Origin of the sequence: Pontibacter cellulosilyticus, assembly GCF_014306105.1 — a bacterium.
Lineage (GTDB): Bacteria > Bacteroidota > Bacteroidia > Cytophagales > Hymenobacteraceae > Pontibacter > Pontibacter cellulosilyticus.
In genome coordinates this window covers 251,997-276,326 of the sequence record NZ_JACRVF010000001.1, presented here as the reverse complement: position 1 = coordinate 276,326, position 24,330 = coordinate 251,997, and the positions used below count along the sequence as shown (strand labels likewise).

Sequence of the window (24,330 nt, the reverse complement as noted above, 5' to 3'; positions counted from 1 at the left end):
TCGTTGTTAAGAGCAAAAGATAAAACATCCACTATGCTAAAGAAACTATCCGTACTGCCTATACTTGCCTTGGTTATACTTGCATCATGCGCTAAAGGCACGCCTCCAACAACCACAGCAAACAGTACCACGGCAACAACTGCAGCAACGGCTGAAACAGCAGAGGGCACTACAACAGCCACAAAAACAGCTGCCAAACCCACAGAAAAAATCAAGTGGCTTACCATAGAGCAGGCGGCTGAACGCATGAAGCAGGAACCGCGCAAGGTGTTTATTGATGTTTACACCGACTGGTGCGGCTGGTGCAAGAAAATGGACAAGGACACTTTTACAAATCCTGAGGTAGCAGCATTGGTAAACGAGCACTTCTATGCCGTAAAGTTAGATGCTGAAGGAAAACAGCCTATTACCCTCAACGGCCATACGTATACTTACAAGCCGGAATACAGATCGCATGAGCTGGCAGTAGCGTTGCTGCAAGGGCAAATGAGTTACCCAACTACAGTGTACCTCGACGAGAAAATGAATATGCTGGCTCCTGTTCCCGGCTACCTGGATGCAAAAAATTTTTCCAGGATTCTGCGCTACTTCGGGGAGAATCATCACAAGCAGATGAACTTTAAAGAGTACGAGAAGTCCCTGTAACTGCAGTTGGTAAAGTCCTGCTTAGCCTCTTTAACAATCCCGATAATCCTGTTTCTGCCAATTAATGTGTAAATTTGCACCGCGCATAATTTATACTTGATTTGATCAATCCACTGCACAACACCGATACCATCGTAGCTGTAGCTACTGCTCCAGGCACAGGTGCAATTGCTGTCATCAGGCTTTCAGGGCCTGAGGCTATCAGCATTACCAACGATATATTTAAAGGGAAAGACCTGACCAAACAAGCCAGCCACACAATCCACTTTGGTACCTTAAGAGATGAGGGTAAGATTGTGGATGAGGTGCTGGTTTCACTGTTTGTGGCTCCTCACTCCTACACGAAAGAAAATGTGGTGGAGATTTCCTGCCATGGTTCCGATTATATTGTGCAGCAAATTGTAAAGCTGTTGCTGAAGCATGGCGCACGCCTGGCAAATGCCGGAGAGTTTACCAAACGCGCTTTCCTGAACGGACAGTTCGACCTAGCCCAGGCCGAAGCGGTGGCTGACCTTATCACCTCCGACTCTGCGCTTTCCCATGAGGTGGCTATGAAGCAAATGCGCGGTGGCTTTTCTCAGGAGATCAAAAGATTGCGTGCTGAACTGGTACATTTTGCCTCTATGATAGAACTGGAACTGGACTTTGGTGAAGAGGATGTAGAATTTGCCGACCGGGACCAGTTGCGCACGCTTATTGGTAATATACAGCTCATCATTCGCGAACTACTTAAATCTTTCGAGCTGGGTAATGTAATCAAGAACGGCGTGCCTACGGTAATTGTGGGCAAACCAAATGCCGGCAAGTCTACCCTGCTCAATAAGCTGCTGAACGAAGAAAAAGCCATTGTATCGGATGTGCCGGGTACTACCCGTGATTTTATTGAAGATGAAATCAACATCGATGGTATCACTTTCCGCTTTATTGATACTGCCGGCCTTCGGGAAACAACCGACAAGGTAGAAGCCATCGGCGTTGAGCGTACCATGCAGAAGCTAAGCCAGTCTTCCCTGATTATTTACCTGTTCGATATTACCGAGGTAACAGCCGAAGAAGTACAAGTCGAACTGGACAGGCTGAATCCAAAAAAGCTTCCTATAGTAGCCGTAGCCAACAAAATTGACCAGGCAGCACCTGAGAAATTGGTAGCTTTTGAAAGTATAGATAACCTGGTGCAAATCTCAGCCGCTGAAGGCGCCAACTTAGAAGATTTAAAGCAGGCCTTGGTTAACAAAGTAAATCTGGGGAAACTCAACACACAAAGCCAGACAATTGTAACAAACCTCCGCCACGTAGACAGCCTGAACAAAACAAACGCTGCCTTGGACGATGTGCTCAATGGCATTGGCCTGGGCTTAAGCGGCGACCTTGTTGCTGCCGATATTCGCAGGGCACTTTATAGTTTAGGTGAGATCACGGGTGAGATCACAACAGATGATTTGCTGGATAATATTTTTACAAAGTTCTGCATCGGAAAGTAGCGTTTATGTAAAACTTAAGAGATAACCTAAAAGAAGCTGTAGCTATAAAGCAGCGGTTCTCTTCTTTTCAATTAGTTTTACATCATTCTGTCTTGCTCAGCTTGAAATATGTCCGAGTCTTAAGAGATCAGCAAAGAGTATATGAGTGGGTCCTAATGTATACCATTTAAAAACGTCAAATGACATACAGGGATAGCATCCCCTGTAAAAAAGCCAGCTGTTAGGTTATACTTTGGTTTTGAGGCTTCTTGAAGTATAAAACCTGTTGGATTTCACTTATTTGGAAAAGCACTTCTTTAATCTTCTGGAGTTCCTGCCCATCTTTAAATATAGAGTCAAAGGCTCCCATTTGTAGCGCCATTGCTGCCAAATCCAGTCTGTCCTCCATCATAAACATAATCACATAAATTAAGGGGTTCTGCTTTTTAATTTGATTCAAGGCTTCAAAACCGTTCATGTCGGCAGTATTGTAATCCAATAAGACAATGGTAGGTGCATTCGACAGTTCTTCTAAGGTAGCGGCACAGCTTTTAAATGTACTGATATTATAGTACCCTAAACTTTTGATCTGCTCCTCATAGAGCCCCAGACTAAAGATATCATCGTTCACTATAAATATCTTCATGGTTGAATCATCTCTCATGCGGTAAATTTTACATCCCATGAGCTAAGGCTGTGCCACAAATTTATTTACCTAACAATCAGTAAGTTAACCTCATACTTAAGGATTATATTTCCAACAAATGGAATAACTTTCCATAGCTAAACAAAGGTGCAATAACGCATGAAAAGACGTTTGAGACATAGATAATGAATACTAACTATGCCTTTCTGCTCTAAGAGCGGCGCACTGCGCAGGAGTTTTAGTTTAATGGTAGATGAGGTTTACAGCTCCTCATTGGCGAGGGCGGATATAACTTTAGCTAATGTACTTTCTAGCCGTGTAATAGCCTCATGCAGCTCAGTTGGTGTAAAAGCTGATGTATCAAACTCTTCAAGGGCAAGGATGTCCGCTTTAAGGGTGGTAATTCCAAGTTTTTCGATGCCTGGTTTAATCCGATGAGTCACCTTCCTGATCTTGTCGTAATCCTTTTCATTAAAGGCTTCCTTGATTTCCTCCACTGAGGAGAGGGTATGCACTTTAAATAAATCAACCATTTTACGGACAAAAGCCATATCGCCATGGCTGACTGCAATCAGTTTACTCAGGTCGTATAGTTTAGTATGCTGCAGCTCTTCCGTCTCATTAACAACTCCTGCTGTCTGATATAGCATCTGTTGTATGGTACTTAAAAGCACCCTTTCTTCAAAGGGCTTGGTAACATAACCATTCATACCTGTAGCCAGGTGCTGCTCTATCTCGCTTTTGAAGGCATTGGCTGTAAAAGCAATAATCGGAGTAGTTAAATGAAGTTGGGTTCGAATAATTTTTGTTGCCTCAATACCATCCATTACCGGCATTTGTAGGTCCATCAAGATCAAATCGAATTCTGTTTCCTTTACTCTTTCTATAGCTTCTGCTCCATTGGTAGCCTCCGTTACAATCAGTTTATACCTCTGCAACGTGTTCGCCGCTACCATACGGTTCATTTCGTTATCCTCCACCAGTAGCACCCGCTTACCGTCCAGGCTCTCGGTACTACCGGCAACAGCGGATGCCGGAACATTATTTTCGTTTGCGACAGTAAAGTTAAGGACCAGTTCTATCCGGGTTCCGCTACCCTTTTCGCTTTTAACGTCAATGCTGCCATTCATCAGCTGTACCAGCTCATACGTGATACTCATGCCAAGGCCTGTCCCTCCATACTTCCTGGAGGTAGAGATGTCTTCCTGTGTAAACTTCTTGAACAAATCCTTCAGATACGCTTCATCCATACCAATGCCCGTGTCTGCGATAGTGAGCTTTACTTTCTGCGAATAGCTGTTCCTCTCCATCAGTTCACATAAAACGGAAACACTTCCCTTTTCCGTGAACTTGATCGCGTTGCCGATAAGGTTGATCAGCACCTGTCGGATTCTAATCGGATCGCCTAAAAAAGCAGGAGAAACCTTTTCTGAGACAGATACATTGAAATTCAGCAGCTTTTCATTGGCAGCGGGTTTCATTATGATTTCTGCTTCCCGGAGCACCTCACGCAAACTAAATGGGCTGCTATCCAACTCCAGCTTTCCTGCTTCTATTTTAGAAATATCCAGTATGTCGTTTACCAATGAGAGCAGGTGCTGGCTTGCAGAAGTTGCGTGGGTCACAAACAGTTTCTGACGGTTTGTAAGGTCCTCTCGAGATAACTCAGAGACCATACCAATGATAGCATTTAGAGGGGTCCGGATTTCATGGCTCATGTTGGCAAAAAACTGCTCCTTAGCCTTAGCCGACTCTTCTGCCTTTTGGCGCATTACCAGCAGCTCTTCTTCGAGCTTTCTGTGCCTGGTTATATCCAGAATAATGATGATAGCACCAGTCTTTTGGCCCATATCATTATAGTTTGGAGTGCCGCTCAGCAGCCACCAGCGCAGTTCACCGCGTTTATTCTGCACGGGCAGTCTGGCAATATCAAATACCCCCTGCAGGTCAATCGTATTTTTCCGATCCTCTGTTATACCCAGCAGTTTTAATGCATTGTTCCCAACCAATTCTTCCGAACTATACCCCGAGATATTACTGAACGTATTGTTAGCGCTCAGAATTACATTATCATTATTCACCTCTAGCAAGCCGAGGTTCATGTTGGTGATAATGCTGCGGTATTTCTCCTCCTGTGTCTTAAGGTTAGTTTCGTATTTTTTCCTCTCGGTTACATCCATGTATTTCCACAGATGTCCTTTGTAGGTGTTGTTAATGATGATAGGAATAAAGTCTCGTTCAAAGCACCTGCCGTCTGCCAGCTCAAGCTCTTCACCTAAACAAGGCTTATCCTCTTGCACTACTTGGTCAATCCTGTTTTTGTATGCTTTGGGGTCTTTAAAAAGTGTTTTGATCTTGTCAGTTACATTAGCATAGTCCTCACCTGGCGAAATAGCTGAATCGGGCAAGTTAAATAGCTGATGAAACTTCTTATTTACATGAATAACCTTTCGGTTTTCATCTTTCAAAAGTATACCGGCCTGCAGGTTCTGTATAATAGCTGCCATTCTGGCTTCTGAAGCAATCAGCAACTCCTCTGCCCTTTTTTGGTGCGTAACATCAGTGGCGTAAATGTTAATATGCTTCTTTAGCTCAGATAACCGGGCAATTACATTATAATGCCTTTGTTTATGCGTTACCTCCCAAGTTTTAATTGGCTTAACTGGTGTAAGCTGCTGCGCAATAAGTGAAAAGAACTCAAGATCAGAATAAACTTTTCCATTCAACTCAATTTTGGAAATATGCTCTGCAGGTGCGTTCCTGAGAAGCACCTTACCATTTAAGTCAACTCGAACTACCGGAAAGGGATTCTCCAGAGAGAAGAGGGCCATATCTTCTGCCTGTTTTGCTACTGCTGCGCGGTCTACGGCATTTGCCACACTGTTGGCAAAGCTCTTAAACAGAGACAGTTCTGACTCACTCCATACATGCCCCTCTGCGAGTGTGCCAAACCCTATAAAGCCCCACAATTCGCCTCCAATTATAACAGGTAGTATGAGAGAGGAATTAATGTGCTTTGCTTTGAGATAACTGCTTAAGTCATCCTTTTCACTTGTGTCGCTTTCATTAAGGTCGATGTTTTCATACTTCTTAAGCTTGTCAAGGTGTTTCTCGCTTAATGAAAGCGCAACTTCTTTCTGAAACAGAACAACCTCTTTGCTTTCGCTGACAGCACTCCAACTAGCTAATTGCTCGCTTACCTGCCCCTTAATTTTATCTGTGCTTTTAACCCGGAATAAGTAAGCACAGTCTATTCCTGCTGCACTGCCAAGCATGGGCAGGCAATTGTGCACTGCCTCCAGGTAATCGCTGTTAGAGAGAAGTTCGTCGGTAGCTTCTGAAATGGCCTGGAGCATTTCGCGTTTTTTCTTCAGCGATTCCTGCTCTCTTTTTAAGAGCTGGTTTTGTTTTCGTAGTTCAAAATGCATCATTACCTGCTTCGACAGTACCTTAAGCGCCTCTCTCTGTTCTGGTGTTAAGGTACGTGGCACACTGTCGATCACGCAGAGCGTACCCATGTTTAGCCCCTCCGGGTTCTCCAGCGGCACGCCAGCATAAAAGCGAATATCAGGTTTGCCGGTAACCAAAGGGTTATCTTTGAAACGTTCGTCTTTCAGCGCATTGGGTACTTCCAATCCCTCCTTATTCATGATAGCGTAGCGGCAAAAAGAAATCTCTCTGCCGGTTTCACTAATGTCCAAACCTATTTTAGACTTAAACCACTGTCTTTTGCCATCTAGTATACTAATCAGCGCAATAGGTGTCTGGCAAATATGAGAAGCAAGTTTAGTTATGGCGTCTAGCTCTTCCTCTGGTGTAGTGTCCAGAATATCGTAATGGAGAAGAGCATCCAGGCGCTCGCTTTCATTTTCCGGAACAGGGGCATTATGTGGCATAGAAGAGATATTTAGAGGAGACATACAGCAGGCTAAACAACAACCTCTTTATTTTTAATGAGGTTATAGATGGTGCTCTTACCAATACCAAGCTTATTCGCTACCAAGACAACGTTTTTATTATACTTGTTTAGATAATACTGGATAATTTCGCAGTTATACTCATGCAAGGTTTTTTCTACTGCCTTAAATGGTTCCTCTGACTTTACAGAAGTATAAGTAATGTCTTCGGCCGAAATCTCCTCCCCATCGCTGAGCACGCAAGCCAGGTCGATAATGGCTTTTAGCTCCCTGATGTTGCCCGGGAAACTATATTGCAACAGCTTATCTTTCGCCTCAGCTGATAGCGGTAGTGGCTTTGTGTTGTTTTCCCTGGCATACTCACCGATAAAATGTTTGGCAAGTATAAGCACATCGTTCTCTCTTTCTCTAAGCGGCGGCAGCACAATAGGCAGGCCGATAATACGGAAGTATAAGTCTTCTCTGAAGTTTCCTTTTTGTACTTCGTTTGCCAGGTCTTTATGCGTTGCGGTGATCAGACGAAAGTCCAGTTTTACCTTTTCATTACCTCCCACACGGGTTACTTCACGCTCCTGCAGTACACGCAGAATCTTGCTTTGCAGGTTCAGGTCCAGTTCAGCTATCTCATCCAGAAAAATAGTGCCGCCCTGCGCCTCTTCAAACTTGCCGATTTTTCTTCCGGCTGCCCCTGTAAACGCTCCCTTTTCATGGCCGAAAAGCTCGCTTTCCATCAGCTCGTTGGGTATGGCAGCCATATTTACAGCTACAAAAGGCTTTTTCTTACGCTCACTGTTATAGTGAATCGCCTTTGCCACTACCTCTTTTCCTGTACCGGTTTCGCCTGTAATAGAAACGTTTATGTTCGATTTAATTGCTTTCTCAATTAAAGCAAAAGTTTTCCGGACTGCTGCACTTTGGCCGATTATTGATTTCTCAAAATCATACTTCTGCTCAAGCTGTGCCTTTAGGCCATCCACCTGCTGTTTGAGCGATGCTTTCTCCCTGATCTTAGCAATTGCATTCCACAACAACACACTCATGTTATCGTCTTTGATCAGGTAATCACTTGCTCCTGATTTAAGCAGGTTTACCGCTACTGATATATCACTCTGCCCACTGATTACAACAACCGGAATGTCTTTATTAAATGCCTGGATCTTCTCCAGGAGTTTATTGCCCGTCATGTCCGGGAGGCCATAATCGATGCAGATCACATCCGGCTGACTATACAAGTTTTCCAGACATTCCTTAGCAGTTGTAAAAACTGTTACCTCATAGTCTGGGTTTTGCGAAAGATGGTAGTTAATAAGCTCCCCGCTCCAAGGATCATCCTCTACAACAAATATTTTAAATTGAGCCATTCCTGTCTGCTTCTGGTTTTGCTAGTCAAGTTACTCCTCTTTTAGATTATTTAAGTATACCTAGAAGAAAAACTGTCTGCTAAATTGATTGATACACTTATTCACTGATTTTTTTTCTAACTACTCCCTTACCGTTACTACCACCTTGCCCACTGTTTTACCTTGCTGAAACAGGCGGATGGCCTCGTGCATTTGTTCAAATGGAAAGACATGCCCCACGTGCTGCGGCCTTAACTGAAGCTGCATTAATCCAGCCAGGAGGCGGTGCATCATCTCGGTTTGCTCGTAGAGGTAGATGAGGTTAAATCCCATCAGCGACTTGTTCTCTGTCGGTAAACGTAGTGGGTCTATTTTCGGGCGTTTCAGCCACTTCCAGATCAGTTTTGGGTAGTTTGGCTTTGCGCCGTGGCTGGTAAAGCTGGCGTTGCCGTATACCACCATGCGCCCCATCGGGGCCAGTGCTTTCCAGCCCTGCTTCAGTATCTTGCCACCAATACACTCCATGATCAGGCACAACGGACGGCCATGCAGCTTGTCTATCAGTTTTTCATAAAAGTCACCGTCCCGTAAAATAATGGCATCATAAGCCTCCTCTTTACGCAGAAAATCTACTTTACCGGCACGGCCCACTGTACCAATAGTATAGGCACCAAACTTTTTGCAAATGCGGTTAGCCAATATACCCACGCCGCCGGCCGCACTGTGTATGAGCACCGCCATGTTGGGCTGCAGGTTGCCTAGTGTGGTTAGCGCATAATACGCCGTAAGCCCCTGCACCAGAAAGCCTGCCCCCTCTTCGTAAGTCCAGTTATCGGGCAGCGGAATAATGTAGCGATGATCGATGTTGATGTGTGAAGTATAACCTCCGAACTTTGTAACTCCCATCACCCTATCGCCTAACTTCCATTCCGTTACACTTTCTCCTATGGCTAATACTTCACCGGAGAACTCTAAGCCAGGTATAAAAGGCCCCTTGGGAGTAGCGCTGTAGAGCCCTTGCAGGGCAAAAATGTCAGCAAAGTTGAGGCCGATAGCTTTCACCCTCACACACACTTCATCTGCATTGGGATCTTCAAGTGCTTCTGTTTGCAGTCTCAAATCGTTTATTGATCCTGCTTTGAGCATGCGGTACACCTGGCGTTCGATCATGGGCTACGTTATCTTAAGTATTAACCTGTATACTGGATTCTGCTGTTGCCTGTTAAATTAGATAAATCGCAACCATTAGCATTTTATACTTTGGCTGTTTTCAGGAATTAATAAATATGATAAAATTTAAAGTATAGCTACTTGCCACGCTGTTGAGTTTTGACTGGAAAAAGGCGGTAATCGTGCATGGTAATCACATAGGCGCAATCATTCCAGTGTACTACCGGCATGTAAGCTGTAGGTCCTCCGGGAATAGCAAGTATGGTATTGCCTCGGTAGGTTAGCAAACTTCGATCGATGCCCAGCCGCGAAGAAATGTGCAGCAGGAAATTCTCTTTTTCTTCATCAGTAGAAGTATAGCCGATCTCTCCCCTTACTGTTCCCTCACCCTCCAGTTCTCTTACATAGTAGATCCTTGAAAAAGTGTCGATGGCGATAACCGGCACAGACAAAGAAGAAGCCTTGCCAAAAGCAGGTGCCGGCGAAGGCGGCATAAAGGTAGGAGCCTGGCCTGCCACTCTCCTGACCATCTCGGTTACCTTATGCGCAGTGTTGATGCCCCGTATTGTTTCCGACTCTATCTTCCGGAGCACGTCTTCTACTTTTTCCTCGAACGGACGCTGAGACACATGCCGCTGCACCTTTGGCCTTGGTTGCGAAGGTGACGGCTGGGGCGCAGGCGCCGAAGGAGCAGCTGCTTTTTGTGGAACGGGAGACGTGGTTACCACAACAGGCGCAGCATGCCGCAGGTATACTTCTATGATAACCGAGAAAGTATTTATAAAATGATCCGTGTGCTGCAAATGGAAAAGCTCCAGTTCGTGCAACCGTTTTTTAGTGACCAGGTAGCTATGGATCTTTTTTGTCTGCTCCAGCACTGTCTGCAGTTTCGGGCCATGGGGAGTGTTTTTATACTTCAGGTATAACTCGTGCAGCGTGCTCAGCCTTTTATTTGAACTCCGAAGATACTCCGCCTCATTCGCAAAGGGTGCAGCAGGTGCACCTGCCACTGTTCTATAGCTTGAGGAGCCACCGTAACCGAAAAGTCTACGAAAGAAGCTGATCATGGGGAAAACAAGTATGCAGTTAATAGTCTTATACTCCTATAACTCAGGATAAGAAAGAAAAGTTAAGCTCTATTTTGAATATGCACGGGAAGTCGAATAAAGCAAATAGAATGCTATTAATTTAGAGCATTTACTATATACTTTCCATTAAAGTGATTTGCGTGCTCCTGACCAATGCATTGAATTTTCGGAAGTATATATCCCCCTTGGCATCTCGAACATCATGAGAGATCTTTATAGAATACTCTTGTACTAGTTTTAAATAGATCTCTCACGGTGTTCGAGATGACAACTTGAGGATGCTTAAACTAAGTTAATGGCATCTAAGGTAAGGCATGAGTAATCCATATCCAGAAAGTGCCCCAGTAGATCAGATCATCTACAAAACCAAGGCATCCCTACTTCACTTCCGCTTACCAGAAAGAATACGCCTGAGGTGCATGGTTTCGATGGCTATCTCTGTTGTCTCTGCCTGCTTCAATTCGTCAAAATAGTTGTCCAGCTGCTGAATGTACAGGTCCAACAATTCCTCCTGCTCAGCTGTCAGGACACGCTCTGTGATAACAGGCTCATTTCCCGTATTTCCGCTTCTGTACACTGCCATGGCTTACTCCACTTCTATCTGCTTTGATTTACCGAAGGTGCCAATGATCTTGCTGTTCAGCTCTTCCTGTACGGCGGCCAATTCTTTCACGGCCTCTTCGCGCTTTTTGCTTCCTTCTTCCGATATTTTTATCACCTGGTCCAGGGTTTCCACCATGTCGCGGTTTACTTTTTTGAGCGTGTCCACGTCTACAATGCCGCGTTCGTTTTCCTGGGCGGTTATTACCACATTCTTCTTCAGCAGCTCTGAGTTCTTGCGAAGCATTTCGTTGGTGGTATCCGTGATTTTCTTCTGGATCTCGAGGGCCTTGCGCTGTTTCTCCAGCCCCAGGGCAATGGCCACCTGCTGGCGCCACACCGGTATCACGGTAACTATGGAGTTCTGTATCTTCTGGGCCAGCACATCGTTAGCCGTCTGTATCATGCGTATCTGCGGCATCGACTGGGTGGCAATGGTATGGGAGAGCGTGAAGTCGTGCACTTTCTTCTCCAGCCGCTCTTTAAAGGCTACCATATCGCTTAATCGTTGTACCGCCAGCTCGTCCTGGTTGCTGTTTTCTACCTCTGCCTGCAGTTGCGGAATGGTTTCGTTATCCAGTTCCTCGATCTTCATTTTACCGGCAGCAATCACCGCACGTATCTCGTGAATGTACTCCACGGCCTGGTTAAACATTACCTCCAGGCTGGTAGTATCCTTCAGTATACTTTGGCGGGTTTTCTCCAGCTTTACCACCACATCATCTACGTTGTCAGAGATAGAGTTGTACTGGCTGGCAATGCGCTTTGCCCGGTCCTGAAGCTTTTTACCGAAAGGCAGGCGCGAAAAAAAGCCCCGCTTCTCGTCCGGGTCGTCAATCTTGATCATGTTGATCTGGGACAGCAGCTCGTTAATGGCCGTGCCGGCCTCTCCTGAGTCTTTCGCTCTTACTTTGCTGAGCAATTCGTTTGAGTAGTGGCCGAGCTTGCGTTGCGTCTCTACGCCAAAGTTGCTAAGGGTTTCAGGGTTACCAGGGTCGATGGTTTTGGAGATTGCCAGTGCCTTTTGCTGTATCAGCTCTTTGTTCTCGGCAATCGTCAGGTCTTTTTCAGCCATAGTTTCAGGTTCCAAATTGTTTTTTAGGATAGGTATCTAAGGTATGCAGGTACTTTTTAATGTTCTCGTGCCGTTCGGTGGTCTCGTACCACTCAATCTCCTCCAGGGGCAGGTATTCGCCCAACAGGTCGCGTACTTCGCGCAGCAGCGCCTCGCCTTTTTTAGTACGGAAACCCGGGTTCTTATAGTATGCGCTCAGGTACTGTACTTTCACCAGCCCGGACTGGGTAACGGCAAGCTCCTGCACCTCCACCACCAGCTCCGACGACTGCTCATGCTCCGTCACAATGGTCTTGTAAACGCCTTTGTTGCCTTCTTCGAGGGCGGCTATACTTTTAGCTCTGAGTTCTTTTAACACCTTCTGCAGGCGGTAATTTGGCTTTATGTAGTGCCCAAACACATACCCCAGCACGGCTCCTATTACAAACGTCCAAAAAATGATCATGTTTGATGGTACTATTTAAGCGAAAAAGTAGATTATACTTTCTATACGGGGAAAGCGGCAAAATTGTCTGAATCAGGATTTTCAGGATTAGAAATATGGGCAGGATTTAGCTGTAGCACCGGGTCCAACCACCCCTAACCCCTCCTTATCTAAGGCGGGGAATTTATACTTACCACTTCTTCTGCCACCTAAGTAGTTCAAGCTTTCATTCTTCATCGTCCTATAACTCGAAGTGCCAATCCTTGTACCGATAGGCATTAATTGATTAATGGTTAGGCACCAGCTATAGTACTTTTTACATTTGCAGGAGTAATGCCAGAGTTCCCCGCCTTGGATAAGGAGGGGATAAAGGGGTGGTTTGACCCGGAACTGCGGAAAACAAAGTATAGGCTAACTTGATCAGAGAACGAATGTCATCCCCCTACCCCCTTCAAAGGGGGACTGTGCGCATAAGCACCATTATGATTAGCTGAAAATATTCTGTCGGTATAGCTACGCTCCCTTTACTATTACAAAAACAGGACTTTTTAGGATAGGCCACTGCAGCTACAACTCAAACTCCAGAACCTACTCAATTCCTGAAATTCTGTGTAATCATCAGCTTGCCCGGGCCGCCTTTCAGCACGCCAATCCCTACCCTGCCGTAGCGTTCCTGCAGGATGTTAGCGCGGTGGCCGGGGGAGTTCATAAGGCCCTGGTGGGCGATCGAGAGTGAGGGGGCCAGTGCCAAATTCTCACCGGAAACCCAGAAACGGATGCCTGCTTCACGTATTCTTTCGGCTGCATCGTCACCCTCGGGGGAGTAATGGGAGAAGTAACCTCGCCTGAACATGTCGGCGCTGTGTTGGCGGGCTACAGTGCGAAGGGCGGTGTCAGGTTGCAGCGGTCTGAGGCCATGAGTTTTGCGTTCCTGGTTAATCAGCTCCAGCATTCTTGCCTCCAGTTTGGGCTGTGGCTCTGCACGTTCGATAGTATAAGGCAACTCTACCGTAGCCCCCGACTCCGGACTGATAGTTAAATTGTTCAGGCTGCGCTGTACTGCACCTTCAAACACAGGTTTCAGCTCCACCTCTGCCCTATAGGCATATGCTGCAAAGCGGTTGGCAACCGAACTCTGCTGCACCCGCATCTCCAAACCATCAGGCAGCGGAAAAGCCAGGAGCAGCACGGCTACTATCGCTACGGTAATGGTACCGTTTAGCGCCCCTGGCAACAGCCCCATCACCCGGTTCAGTGTCCGGACGTGTGTATCGGGGTGTAGTTTATCGAGCAGCAGCGACTCCAGGAACGAAAGCAGTATACCCGTTAGCAGCACCACGATGAAAAAAGATATCGGCAGCAGAAACGTATCTTCCAGGCTGATAAAGGTGCCCAGCAGACTGGCCATGGCAGGGTAAAACCGCAGGCCCGCCACCAGGCAACCTACCCACCTGAGCAAGTCGAACATGCCAAGTATAAAACCGCGTTTCGCACCGGCTATAGCGCCACCCACTATCATCAGAAGCAACAAAACATCTACATAATTGAGCATAAGCCAGGAGAATGAGCATGGTACACCTTACCCAATTTACGATTTTATCGCTACAAGTATAAATGATTTTGAATATAACAGTTGGCTAAGCTGGAGAAGCTTCTATACTTATAATTTTGAAGGAAGTGTGTCTGCCTAAATCCTTACCTTTGAGTGATGGATTTTATAGCGATAGATTTCGAGACAGCTACGCCGCAACGCGACAGCCCCTGTGAGATTGGTTTAACAGTGGTTCGGGACAGGCAAATTGTAGAGACACGCTCCTGGCTGATAAAGCCTTTGTACTACCCGCACTTCAATCATTTTAATGTAGCAGTGCATGGCATTCAGCCTTCAGACGTTAAAGATCAACCTGATTTCAGGGAGCTGTGGCCTGTGCTGAAGCCCTACCTGGAGGGGCAGTTACTCATAGCCCACAATGCCAGCTTTGATATGAGCGTGCTGCGAAAGACTCTGGCAACATATCAATTGCCACTACCGGAGGCACGCTACTCCTGCAGCCTGAAGTTCTCCAAGATCATCTGGAAAGGTATGAGCAAGTATGACCTGAAAACGCTTTGCAACCTGCACCGCATCGACTTCCAGCACCACCGCGCTGCCTCAGATGCACAGGCCTGTGCCGCGCTTTCCTTAAGGGCCATCGAACTGACAGGCACTACATCGGAGGCAGATTTCGATGCCAGGATGGGTAGCAAGATCAGCCGCGTCTGAGCACACATACTTTATATTCATTGCTCTCTGGTTAAAAGAACCAAAGCAAGTACATTAACAAGACCTGAGAAGATCAATAACCAGAAAGGCTAATTTTGATCTATGGCCAGCTCAACGGCAAAGTATGCCAGCGAACCGACTAAAAGTAAGGCAAGAGCCATGTTAGGTGTCATAGGCAGAATATATTAAGTCGTTAAACAAAGAAACCAAGCTTATTTGCTTTTACTAAAGCAAACTACCTGATTTACAGAATGTTTACATCCTCTCATACTTTTAGGATGGCAGTTGTGGCTGTGTACTGTCACACATATTTCAAAAAGATGGATTGCAGCGCTTGCAAACCTTTACACACACGATGACTTTAATTACTACCCAGGCTTTTAAAACCTCAGCCTGCCTTCTTATGTTGCTACCACGTATGCACGCCAGATCCTTATGAAGCTATCTTTTAAAATTATACTTTATGTGCTGGGTATAACCGTGCTTTTGGCGATAATAGCCGGCTGCTCGCTTACAAGTCTATCGCCGCAGTTCGGTGCCGAGGCAGAAGGGCAGCGCATGGAGAAAATTCGCCAGTCGCCAAACTACAGGCACGGGGAGTTTCAGAACCCGGTGGAGACCAACATGGACTTAGGCTTTAAGGGCACTGTAAAGGCAATTACCTCCAGGCTGTTTGGTAAAGACGACAACCTGGAGCCAGACCATATGTTGCCTGCTGTAAAGCTGGACTCCGGTAAAATTGCGAATACAAAGGACACGGCCACTGTGATAACCTGGCTCGGGCACTCGGCTTTTATGGTGGAGCTGGATGGCAAACGCCTGCTGCTGGACCCCATGTTGGGCGACAGGGCCTCCCCTTTCAGCTTTATGGGACCTAAGCGCTTTTCGGAGCTGCCTATAACGCTGGAGCAGCTGCCCCAGATAGACGCCGTCCTGATTTCGCATGACCATTACGACCACCTGGACTATGGCTCAATTAAAGAGCTGAATGAGAAAACCACGCACTTTTTTGTACCGCTTGGCGTGGGGGCGCACCTAGAACGTTGGGGCGTGCCGGCAGGTAAGATAACAGAGCTGGACTGGTGGCAGGAAGCGCGTTTCCAGGGACTTACATTTGCGGCTACCCCTTCGCGGCATTTTTCGGGCCGCAGCCTCTCCGACAGGATGCAAACCCTCTGGGCCTCCTGGGTAATACAGGGCAAAACAGACAAGATCTTCTTTAGCGGCGACAGCGGCTATTTCGACGGCTTTAAGGAGATCGGGAACAAGTATGGCCCCTTCGATATTACGCTGCTGGAGAATGGCCAGTATAACGAGCTATGGTCCAACATACACATGATGCCCGAGCAAACCGTACAGGCGCACCTCGACCTGAAGGGCAAACTACTGCTGCCCATCCACTGGGGCACCTTCGCCCTTGCCCTTCACCCCTGGACTGATCCAATAGAGCGTGTAACTGCAAAAGCAAAAGAGCTGCAAGTGAATATTGCTACGCCTCGTATTGGGCAGCCAGTGATTTTAGGAGAGAAAGCGCCGAAGGCGGATTGGTGGAGGGAGTATGTGAAATAAGTAGAAACTCCAAAATGAGTAGTATATTTATTCTTTTAAGATAGATATGATTTACCTCGATAATAACGCTACAACCAAAGTAGACCCAAGAGTGTTGGAGGCAATGATGCCTTACCTAACTGATAACTTTGCAAATGCAGCTAGCACACACCCATTTGGCTTGGGTGCATATGAGGCAGTTAAAAATGCGAGGCAACAGGTGGCAGATTTAATTGGAAGTGAAACAAATGAAATAATCTTCACTTCAGGTGCTACAGAAGCTATAAACCTTGCAATAAAAGGAGTGGCAGAAAACTATAGCAAAAAAGGTAAGCACATTATAACTGTTAGCACAGAGCATAAAGCCATACTTGATACTTGTGAATTTTTAGATACTAAAGGCTTTGAAGTTACCTACTTACCTGTTCAGTCAGATGGTCTGCTTGATTTACAGGTTCTTAAACAAGCTATTAGGCCTGATACAATCCTTGTTTCCGTTATGCTAGTAAACAATGAAATTGGTGTGATCCAGCCAATAAAAGAAATTGCTGAGATAGCTCATGAAACAGGTGCTTTATTTATGACTGATGCTACGCAAGCTGTAGGTAAAATCAAAGTTGATGTTGACGAATTAGGTATAGATTTAATGTGCTTTTCAGGACACAAAATGTATGCTCCCAAAGGTATTGGCGCTCTATTTGTTCGTCAGCGCAGACCAAGACGAGTAAAATTGGAGGCACTTATACATGGTGGTGGCCATGAGAGAAGTCTGAGAAGTGGAACGCTTAATGTTCCAGGTATAATTGCTCTTGGAAAGGCCTGCGAAATAGCTAAAAATGAAATGTCTGAAAATCAAGACAAAATTAAGGAACTTAGAGATTATCTTGAGGCGGAGCTCTTAAAGATAGATGACACTATAGTTAACGGTAACCAAAATCAAAGAATTTTTAGCACATCAAACATCCTGTTTAAAGGTGTTGACAGCGACGCCATCATTATGGGCTTAGATGGAATCGCTGTCAGTAATGGAAGTGCTTGTACATCAGCTTCAATAGAACCTAGTCATGTTTTGATAGAACTTGGCTATAGTGAAGAAGACGCTTTTTCAAGTATTCGATTCAGCATTGGGAAGACTAATACAATTGAAGAAATATTATTTGTTATATCTAAGTTGAAAAATCTGATTTGCCAATTACGTGCTTTAAATGGGCTATAAAATCTCAATTAAATATATTTTGGCTTAGGTAAATTAAGTTCTAGTTCTCCAGAATTCTTTTTGTAATTCGAACGGAGTACACTAAGCTTGTTGGCTGGAATAGCAAGCCCTAAATTATACTGTAAGTATGAAAGAGCAATGCCTTTATTCATAAGAATTTTTCCAGTATGAGGATTAAACAAGATATATTTCCAAAAATCGCTGTCTAATCTTTCTTCAACTTTTTTTAAACTAGGTTTAAAAAATTTCAGGTTATTTTCAAGCCTCAGATATTCATAATATAAGGCAACTAGTTCTTGTCCAATAGGTCGCAGGTAGAACAACCCTCCATCATCTAGTTTATAACCTTCATAATCTAATGGTTTGTTTATGAAAGCTTTAGCCTTAGGAAAGGTATCAAAGTACATATTCCAGAAATCCTCTGCATCCTTATAAGCTGCTTTAATAAGTTCATCACTTGGTCTTATTCTAACGAATTTGCCTTGGATCTTTTTATCGTAAAACCTCTCGTTATCAAAAATAACTTCATTAATATTATATAATGCTAGTAGTGAAGTAAATTTATGCAGATCCTTCGCGCCTTGCTTCAAATTTAAATTCTTGTTAAAGGCAATGACGCTATTTTTTTGGAAGGGCTTGTAACTTTCAACTAATTGTCTTGCAATAATTGCAGATACATCATCTTCTTCTAATACTATATTTTCACCTTCTGATACCGGCTTAGAGTTTCTATTAAGAGCCACAAAAATGCGTCTCAATTTCTTTTTACCTTCATTTGTATCTTCGTGTATTACAAGCATTACAGACACTTCTTCTTCACCAATTTTAGGGCTATCTTTCATGGCTTCCCTTAAGCCTAGCAATCTGTGCTGACCGTCTAAAATGAAAAGATCTTCTTTACCTGTTAACTCTAATATTCCGTATTTAAGATTAAGATATTCAATATTATCTTCTGAAAACTTCTCATCTTGTTGAATAGCAATTGGGTGCCATTGAGGGTCACCATCAGTAATAGCAACAGTAAGACTATTAAAGTATCGATCCTTCTGCATCAGGAGGTATTTTTTAAGGGGCTCAATCCTTTTAGGATCCTCTAGTCTCTGAAGAATTTCATTCAAATTTTTTGAAGTATAAATCTTCTTCGACTCAGGGACAGACTTCACACCAGTGTCTTCATTTACAACATCTTTGACTTTCATGATGACATTGAAGTACCTCCATGTGCCAAACTTACCCGTGAGGCATGGTAAAATAAGTCTATTCTGCATTATTGCATTCTATTAATTCTAACTTGTTCTTTTATAAATGCGTGAGTAAAATCTCTATTAATTGGAGGAACCATGGAATCTATTAGCATATCTTCTATTTCCATTACTTCCGCCTGTGTATGGTTTTTAAGTTCAAGAAACGTATAATAGAGGCTGTCTTCCCAAGCATTTAACATCAATCTTCTATGAAAATAATTAGGCTCCTCAGAAGGTTTGTACTTATTAATGTAGTCACCATATCTTTTCCAAAGGTTCATTGAATAACCAATGTATAATATATATGATTGTTCATTAAAGAGTTGTTTATCTGGTTTAACAAAGAACAAATAGATCCCCGGCTGATTAGGAACAAGCTTTCTATTAGCTTTATTGAACAACAATGGAGGTGCCCAACTCGAAATGTATTTTCGGAGCTTAGTATGGTTCTTCTTACTAAAGTCAAAGTCAATAAAGAACTTCAACCATCTTGTGCTTTTTTCTTTTTTAATTCTTTTATTAGTGTAAAGGCTAAAGCCACTCATATGTCTTAACTAAGTTGTCTTAAATAATTCTCCAGCCTTGAACTCTTTAAGATTAGAAACAACCTGATATTTCTGAATCTTCTCCATACTACTCTTAAGTTTATTTGCTTCCTTCTCTCCTATGCCTAAAAACTTGCTCATCATCTTAAGATTTGTTTTGTCTTTGATATCAAACAAGAAAGCTGTTTCACACATGCTTGAGAAATCAAAAGAAGGCTGGTTGAATTCCTCTATGCCCTGAGAAAGTAGAACAACTGAGACACCTTTAGAGCGAATCTCTCTGAGAATCTTTTCAAGCAAGTCTTGAGATTTCTTCTCTTTAAAAATAACATGAGCTTCATCTATAAGAAGAACATATCGCATACCTTGGTACTTACCCTCAATTGGGGCATTCTCCATGTTCATGAATATGTTATAGATATAGTTAATTATTAAAAAAACAGCTGTAAACCGTACAGCCTTAGGTAAGTCACCTGAAAGACTTAAATAGTGGTTCTTATTCAAGAAGCTATTTTTTAGATCAACTTTAGATTCAAATAGCTCTAATTCACTTAAACTCTGCAGCACTTCTCTTAGCTTGCTAGCTTTATCACCTTCAGCATCTAAGACAAAATTATATATGTCAGTAAAAGATGGGTACTCTCCATTCTTTTTCGCAGCAAATGCATCACGGGTAGCATCTCTTAATGTTTGTACTTGATTTTTACCGATTCCAGAGTAGGCTTCGATTATATCAACAAACTTGTTGATGCCCATGATTTTATTTTTCTCATTTACATTGTCAATAAATGAGAGTGGATTAAGCGGAAATGGAGTATGAGGGGCATCGATATAGACTGCTTTGGTTTGATCAAAGAATGGTTTAAGGCTTTGCTCATCTTCCTTCTTTAAACCTTTAAAGTCAAGATATATGAAATTTACTTCACCTTTCGAAGACTCTACTACTTGTTTCAGGAAGTTATTAGCAAAATAAGTTTTACCTGTGCCTGAATTACCTGCAACAGCTACGTGTGCATTATTATGGATAGAAGTGTCATTTAGATTAAAAAAGATCTCCTCCTCAGAATCAATCTCTTTCCCAACCAAAATCCTAATAGCATCAGCATAATAGCTTTTCTTTATCGTCTGGTTAAAGTTCTTAACCGCATCTAAGCTAATTTCAGCATCTTCCAACGCTTCAATACCTTTAGCTACATTTTCTAAGAGGAAGTCAAGGCCAGAATAGCTTTTGTTGTTTTCGAAAAGCTTATTGATTAATTCAAGACCATGATCAATATGCATTTTAATGTACTTACCAATGCTTGCATCAGTTTTGTACAAACCATAGTGCTGGCAGGTCAGAGCGATATAATAATCACGGTAGCTACCAAACAGGATATCATCTTTGTACTCTTTCCCCTTACTGTCTTTTAAATCTGTTTCAAGATTGAGCTTCTCACCTTTTGCAAGTGAATAGCTAAAAGCAATTCTTGATATATGGTTTTCAGAAGGTAAATTTATTCTCCTTGTAAGCTCCTGTACAACTACCTTGTTGGCCTCAGAAGTCTTTATATTAAATTGCATTATACAGACTGTTGTATGTATTTAAAAATTCACTAGGGGCAATAGACTTAAATTCGGACTTATCTTCATGTATATTATTAATCAAGAAGGTACCCGCTATACTTGGGAATAGAATGTCAAACTCTTTTGAGGTCAGTTCCTTATTGATCAAAGGGAACAACACAACTTGATCAGATACATTAGGGTAGAAATATCTAACTATGTTCTCCGCATGGTGCTCATCAAACTTCTGCATTGGTGAATCTATAAATACAGGAAACTGGATATCAGATTCTTCAACTAGTCCTCGAAGAAGTGCAGTAGCATACATCTGCTGCTCACCTTTAGACAGAGATTCTTTTTTGATCTCATCTCCTCTATTGTTGAGTAAAACAATGTCAATGTCCTCCCCTATAATATCAACTCTTACTTTTTTGATAAATCCTTTCTTATGCATTAGAGTTGACAGGCCTTTAAGTATTTGCTCTTCAAGTGACTTTTTCTTCTGTTCTTTAAAGTCAGCTATAAATTCTTTGAGATTATTCACCAGACGTGAAGCCAACTCATCTTTATCTTTGTTTGCTGCAGCTACATCTAATTTTCTGGAAATTGCTTCAATGTTCTTCAGCTTCTGAGTTTTCTCATTGGAGTACTCACCTATCTCACGGTTAAGTGAATCAATAGTCTGATCAATATGGATTACTTCATTATCAAGTGCATCTTTCTTAGTCCTATAAATGGCTATTACCGGATCTTCCTGATTAGCTTCAGCATCTTTTATTTTTCTTCTTATTGAATTAAGATCATTTTTAGCTTCTAAATAATCACCATTAATTCTCTTGAATGATTCTTTAAAAGATAGTTTGATATTATTAATTAGAGAGTTTATCTCATTTACTTGAGTGCTTGAAAACTCATGCAGCGTCGGAAAGTCATCCGGCAATTCTGGGGTATTAGGGTAAAAGTGTTTCTTAATTAACTCGTGAAAAGTATTCTGATAGAACGTTCTAATACGATGGTCAATTACTAAATCATCTGGTCGTTGAATATTAGCTAGTTCAGTAAGAATTTTATTAGTAGCCTCTTTTACATTATCGACTTGATATTTCGCTGCTTTAAAGTCTGCTTCATTGCTAATTTGCTTTGAAACTTCAAGAAGCTTTCCACCAGAAATTGCGAACGGAATCAACTCATAACTTTCTTTGAGCTCATTTTGCAGCTCTTTAAGACGTAATGACAACTTTTCCTCGTCGATACGTAACTCAGCAAGTTCTTCCATGGTGATTTTGCTACCAGCACGGATTAACTTCTCTTGAATATCCCTTGATTCTTTATTTTTTTCGCTGCGATTTTCTTTTAGTTCTAAAATGCGATTTTGATTATCTTCGATCTTAACCTCAAAGGATTCTACATCTCTTTTCAGGTTTATAAGATCAATCCTTTCTTTGCTGCTTGCCGACTCTTGCCTTAATCTAAGCTGTAAAGTTTCCAGTTCATTTTTTAGATCCTCATACTTCTTTATACCCAACACTTCCGAATAAGCTTGACTAAGCTTCCTTCTTTGTTCAGCTGTATTTATTTCAGCAAGAGTTACGATCTTTTCTGCGTCAAAAAAGAAGAACTTAGCTATCTCTTTAGGCAGTATAAAATCTCTAATGAAAATCTCAGGTCCTACTTCTTTTGATAGCTCATTTGCATATCCATCTACTAAAATTTCTACCTCATCAGTTGTGCTGGTTATTGTATCAAAGCTTCTGGTAACCTTAATTTCTTTACAAGGAATATCAGCAATGTTAACATTATTAAATGTGATAGAAACTGAAAACTTTGTATCTCCTTCAGCTTTCGCAAGGCGGTTCAAAGAGTTAACAATATACTTACTATAACCTCCTTGATCAGATATTTCCTTATTATATAGATCATCTACATCCTGCATCTGCTTACCGTAAAGGCACCATACTAATGACATTAGAAAAGTAGTCTTTCCAAAACCATTTCTGCCGCTTACAATAAATATGTTTTTATCGTCTTCAGAAGTGAAGTCAATCTTATTAAGCCCGTTATAAATCCTAAAATTGTAGAGCTCTATCTCCTTAATTATCATTTCCTGCTACCTCTTTCTTTACTTCTAAATACTCTTCCAACCTTACCTCAATATCATTTTGAAGACCCCTTTTACGAAGCAGTAAGGCTTTCTTTTTTTGAATACCAACTAAGTCTTGAATCAACTGTAGCTCTTCAAGGTCTTGTTTACAAGACTTTTTAAGAAGTTCTTCTTCAACTCTAAACTTTTCTTCTTGTTTGCTCATATCAAGGTCTTTATTGTAGATGCGGTTGTAAATGTTTGCTACTTTATGGTTGAAGATTCCATCACGATACCAAGTTACTTGTATAGCTATTAACTCCTGATGAGAAATTAGCTCCACGCCACCTTCCGTTTCCTGAATCTCTTTCTGTGCAATTAGAAGTTTCTCAAGGAAATCTGCTCTTACCCAGCTTTTGTATGGCCCGTAATACCCTTCTGGTTTTTCTCTACCGTCACGCCCAAACTTTTCTCTATACTTTTCGCCGTTTTCTCGAGTCTCTACTAGGTAGTCTCTAAAATCCATGAGAGGCTCCATCCAATCTTCTCCATTGTCGATTAGCCCCTCCATTGATTTGTCTCTTTTAACAACAGTACAAACCCAGCAACCAAATCTACTATTACCACAGCTTGGACTAGTTTCATCTATAACTAGAGGACAGTCACCGCTATTGGCATTACGGTAAAGAGTAACAAGCTCTTTATTAGTGCCACCCCATGGAGGTGGCACCTGATTTAGATATTGCCACAACTCACTTGTCGTAATATCTTTTATTGGGGCATACACGAATGCATTAGGTAGCATATGCTTTCTGAGTCTGTTACCCTTTATTGCATGCTTTTTAATAGACCTAGCTCTAGAAGAACTTTCATCTATTCTCGTACCTAATAAAATAATAGCTTCCCCCTTTTCACTTACTTTATCAAGAATAAAACGAGTAGTAGGATTAATTTTTAAGCGTTCAGTACACCACCTGAAGGTATTACTTGGTGCTGGGTAGCCTTTACCAATCAAATTAACCCAAAAAGTATCTTCAAGTCTAGGTATAGTTCTTATCACTTTGAATGGCATACCTGTTCTAACAGAAGCCTCTTCAATTTTCTTAAGGGTCTTCTCGATGAAAAGAACAATTTTGGGATTTTCTACAAGTGTATCATTACAAACTATGTAGATATCTCTGGTCCAGCTTACTTCCTCAATTTTTTTTATTGCATTCCATACTACCTGCAATAACATAGTAGAATCTTTTCCACCACTAAAACCAATTATCCACGGACGATCAGGATTTTCGTCATGTAAATATTGGTCTATAATCTCCGCCTCTAGATAATTTATATTGAATAGCATTTAGCTTTTTTTGAAAGGGTAATCGAGTAATATTAATTTAAAGTATTAAAAATATGAAATATTAATTGCAATTCTATATCTTTAAAATAGTTGTTTGAACAATATTACTATTAAAATCTGATATTAAGACACTTATAAATTTAACTGAAAACATTGCTGTTTTTCAAATATGTAAG

20 protein-coding genes are annotated in these 24,330 nt (G+C 42.5%); 6 read left to right on the top strand and 14 right to left on the bottom strand.

Features of this window, described 5'->3' with window-relative positions; genetic code table 11:
- The first annotated feature begins 33 nt into the window (after nucleotides 1-33).
- Together H8S84_RS01130 and mnmE are read left to right on the top strand one after the other, a co-directional pair.
- The gene (locus tag H8S84_RS01130) at nucleotides 34-645 is read left to right on the top strand and encodes a thioredoxin family protein (RefSeq protein WP_187065439.1); all 612 of its coding nucleotides are present in this window, start codon (nucleotides 34-36) and stop codon (nucleotides 643-645) included.
- Nucleotides 646-746: 101 nt separating this feature from the next.
- Nucleotides 747-2,126 (top strand): tRNA uridine-5-carboxymethylaminomethyl(34) synthesis GTPase MnmE, encoded by a 1,380-nt coding sequence (gene mnmE / locus H8S84_RS01125; protein WP_187065438.1) that lies wholly within the window; start codon nucleotides 747-749, stop codon nucleotides 2,124-2,126.
- 220 nt (nucleotides 2,127-2,346) lie between these two features.
- Here mnmE and H8S84_RS01120 read toward each other — a convergent pair whose 3' ends face one another.
- The 9 genes from H8S84_RS01120 to H8S84_RS01080 all read right to left on the bottom strand — a co-directional run bounded on the left by H8S84_RS01120 (nucleotide 2,347) and on the right by H8S84_RS01080 (nucleotide 13,917).
- Nucleotides 2,347-2,751, bottom strand: a complete 405-nt coding sequence (locus H8S84_RS01120) for a response regulator (RefSeq protein WP_187065437.1) — start codon at nucleotides 2,749-2,751, stop codon at nucleotides 2,347-2,349.
- A 260-nt stretch (nucleotides 2,752-3,011) separates the two neighbouring features.
- A complete protein-coding gene (locus H8S84_RS01115) occupies nucleotides 3,012-6,671 on the bottom strand; it encodes a response regulator (protein ID WP_187065436.1) in 3,660 nt (1,219 codons plus the stop codon).
- A gap of 8 nt (nucleotides 6,672-6,679) precedes the next feature.
- A complete protein-coding gene (locus H8S84_RS01110) occupies nucleotides 6,680-8,029 on the bottom strand; it encodes a sigma-54-dependent transcriptional regulator (protein WP_187065435.1) in 1,350 nt (449 codons plus the stop codon).
- A gap of 120 nt (nucleotides 8,030-8,149) precedes the next feature.
- Nucleotides 8,150-9,178, bottom strand: coding sequence for a synaptic vesicle VAT-1 family membrane protein (locus H8S84_RS01105; protein ID WP_187065434.1), 1,029 nt, complete (start codon nucleotides 9,176-9,178; stop codon nucleotides 8,150-8,152).
- A 137-nt stretch (nucleotides 9,179-9,315) separates the two neighbouring features.
- Nucleotides 9,316-10,245 (bottom strand): hypothetical protein, encoded by a 930-nt coding sequence (locus H8S84_RS01100; RefSeq protein WP_187065433.1) that lies wholly within the window; start codon nucleotides 10,243-10,245, stop codon nucleotides 9,316-9,318.
- Between the two features lie 403 nt (nucleotides 10,246-10,648).
- Entirely contained in the window at nucleotides 10,649-10,849 is a 201-nt protein-coding gene (locus H8S84_RS01095) for a hypothetical protein (protein WP_187065432.1), read from the bottom strand.
- Nucleotides 10,850-10,852: 3 nt separating this feature from the next.
- On the bottom strand, nucleotides 10,853-11,941 hold the full coding sequence (locus H8S84_RS01090; protein ID WP_187065431.1) for a toxic anion resistance protein: 1,089 nt from the start codon (nucleotides 11,939-11,941) through the stop codon (nucleotides 10,853-10,855).
- 4 nt (nucleotides 11,942-11,945) lie between these two features.
- Nucleotides 11,946-12,386 (bottom strand): hypothetical protein, encoded by a 441-nt coding sequence (locus H8S84_RS01085; protein WP_187065430.1) that lies wholly within the window; start codon nucleotides 12,384-12,386, stop codon nucleotides 11,946-11,948.
- A gap of 571 nt (nucleotides 12,387-12,957) precedes the next feature.
- Entirely contained in the window at nucleotides 12,958-13,917 is a 960-nt protein-coding gene (locus H8S84_RS01080; RefSeq protein ID WP_187065429.1) for a CvpA family protein, read from the bottom strand.
- Here H8S84_RS01080 and H8S84_RS01075 point away from each other — a divergent pair.
- The 4 genes from H8S84_RS01075 (at nucleotide 13,910) to H8S84_RS01060 (ending at nucleotide 17,392) form a co-directional block, all read left to right on the top strand.
- Nucleotides 13,910-14,056 carry a hypothetical protein gene (locus H8S84_RS01075; RefSeq protein ID WP_187065428.1) on the top strand — a complete coding sequence of 49 codons (147 nt, stop codon included), beginning with the start codon at nucleotides 13,910-13,912 and terminating at the stop codon, nucleotides 14,054-14,056. The genes H8S84_RS01080 and H8S84_RS01075 overlap by 8 nt on opposite strands.
- 17 nt (nucleotides 14,057-14,073) lie before the next feature.
- Nucleotides 14,074-14,628 carry a 3'-5' exonuclease gene (locus H8S84_RS01070; protein WP_187065427.1) on the top strand — a complete coding sequence of 185 codons (555 nt, stop codon included), beginning with the start codon at nucleotides 14,074-14,076 and terminating at the stop codon, nucleotides 14,626-14,628.
- A gap of 435 nt (nucleotides 14,629-15,063) precedes the next feature.
- Complete coding sequence (locus H8S84_RS01065; protein ID WP_187065426.1) at nucleotides 15,064-16,197, top strand: MBL fold metallo-hydrolase; 1,134 nt, start codon at nucleotides 15,064-15,066, stop codon at nucleotides 16,195-16,197.
- 46 nt (nucleotides 16,198-16,243) lie between these two features.
- On the top strand, nucleotides 16,244-17,392 hold the full coding sequence (locus H8S84_RS01060; protein WP_187065425.1) for a cysteine desulfurase family protein: 1,149 nt from the start codon (nucleotides 16,244-16,246) through the stop codon (nucleotides 17,390-17,392).
- A gap of 8 nt (nucleotides 17,393-17,400) precedes the next feature.
- On the opposite strand, the gene H8S84_RS01055 is transcribed toward H8S84_RS01060, so the two are convergent.
- The 5 genes from H8S84_RS01055 to dndC all read right to left on the bottom strand — a co-directional run bounded on the left by H8S84_RS01055 (nucleotide 17,401) and on the right by dndC (nucleotide 24,154).
- A complete protein-coding gene (locus tag H8S84_RS01055) occupies nucleotides 17,401-18,591 on the bottom strand; it encodes a DGQHR domain-containing protein (protein WP_230407009.1) in 1,191 nt (396 codons plus the stop codon).
- A 68-nt stretch (nucleotides 18,592-18,659) separates the two neighbouring features.
- On the bottom strand, nucleotides 18,660-19,181 hold the full coding sequence (locus H8S84_RS01050) for a hypothetical protein (protein ID WP_187065423.1): 522 nt from the start codon (nucleotides 19,179-19,181) through the stop codon (nucleotides 18,660-18,662).
- A 9-nt stretch (nucleotides 19,182-19,190) separates the two neighbouring features.
- On the bottom strand, nucleotides 19,191-20,744 hold the full coding sequence (locus H8S84_RS01045) for a DndE family protein (RefSeq protein ID WP_187065422.1): 1,554 nt from the start codon (nucleotides 20,742-20,744) through the stop codon (nucleotides 19,191-19,193).
- Nucleotides 20,734-22,827 carry a DNA sulfur modification protein DndD gene (gene dndD, locus H8S84_RS01040; protein ID WP_187065421.1) on the bottom strand — a complete coding sequence of 698 codons (2,094 nt, stop codon included), beginning with the start codon at nucleotides 22,825-22,827 and terminating at the stop codon, nucleotides 20,734-20,736. The genes H8S84_RS01045 and dndD overlap by 11 nt, the downstream gene beginning before the upstream one ends.
- The gene (gene dndC / locus H8S84_RS01035; RefSeq protein ID WP_187065420.1) at nucleotides 22,817-24,154 is read right to left on the bottom strand and encodes a DNA phosphorothioation system sulfurtransferase DndC; all 1,338 of its coding nucleotides are present in this window, start codon (nucleotides 24,152-24,154) and stop codon (nucleotides 22,817-22,819) included. Before dndC ends, dndD begins: the two co-directional genes overlap by 11 nt.
- Nucleotides 24,155-24,330 lie beyond the last annotated feature (176 nt).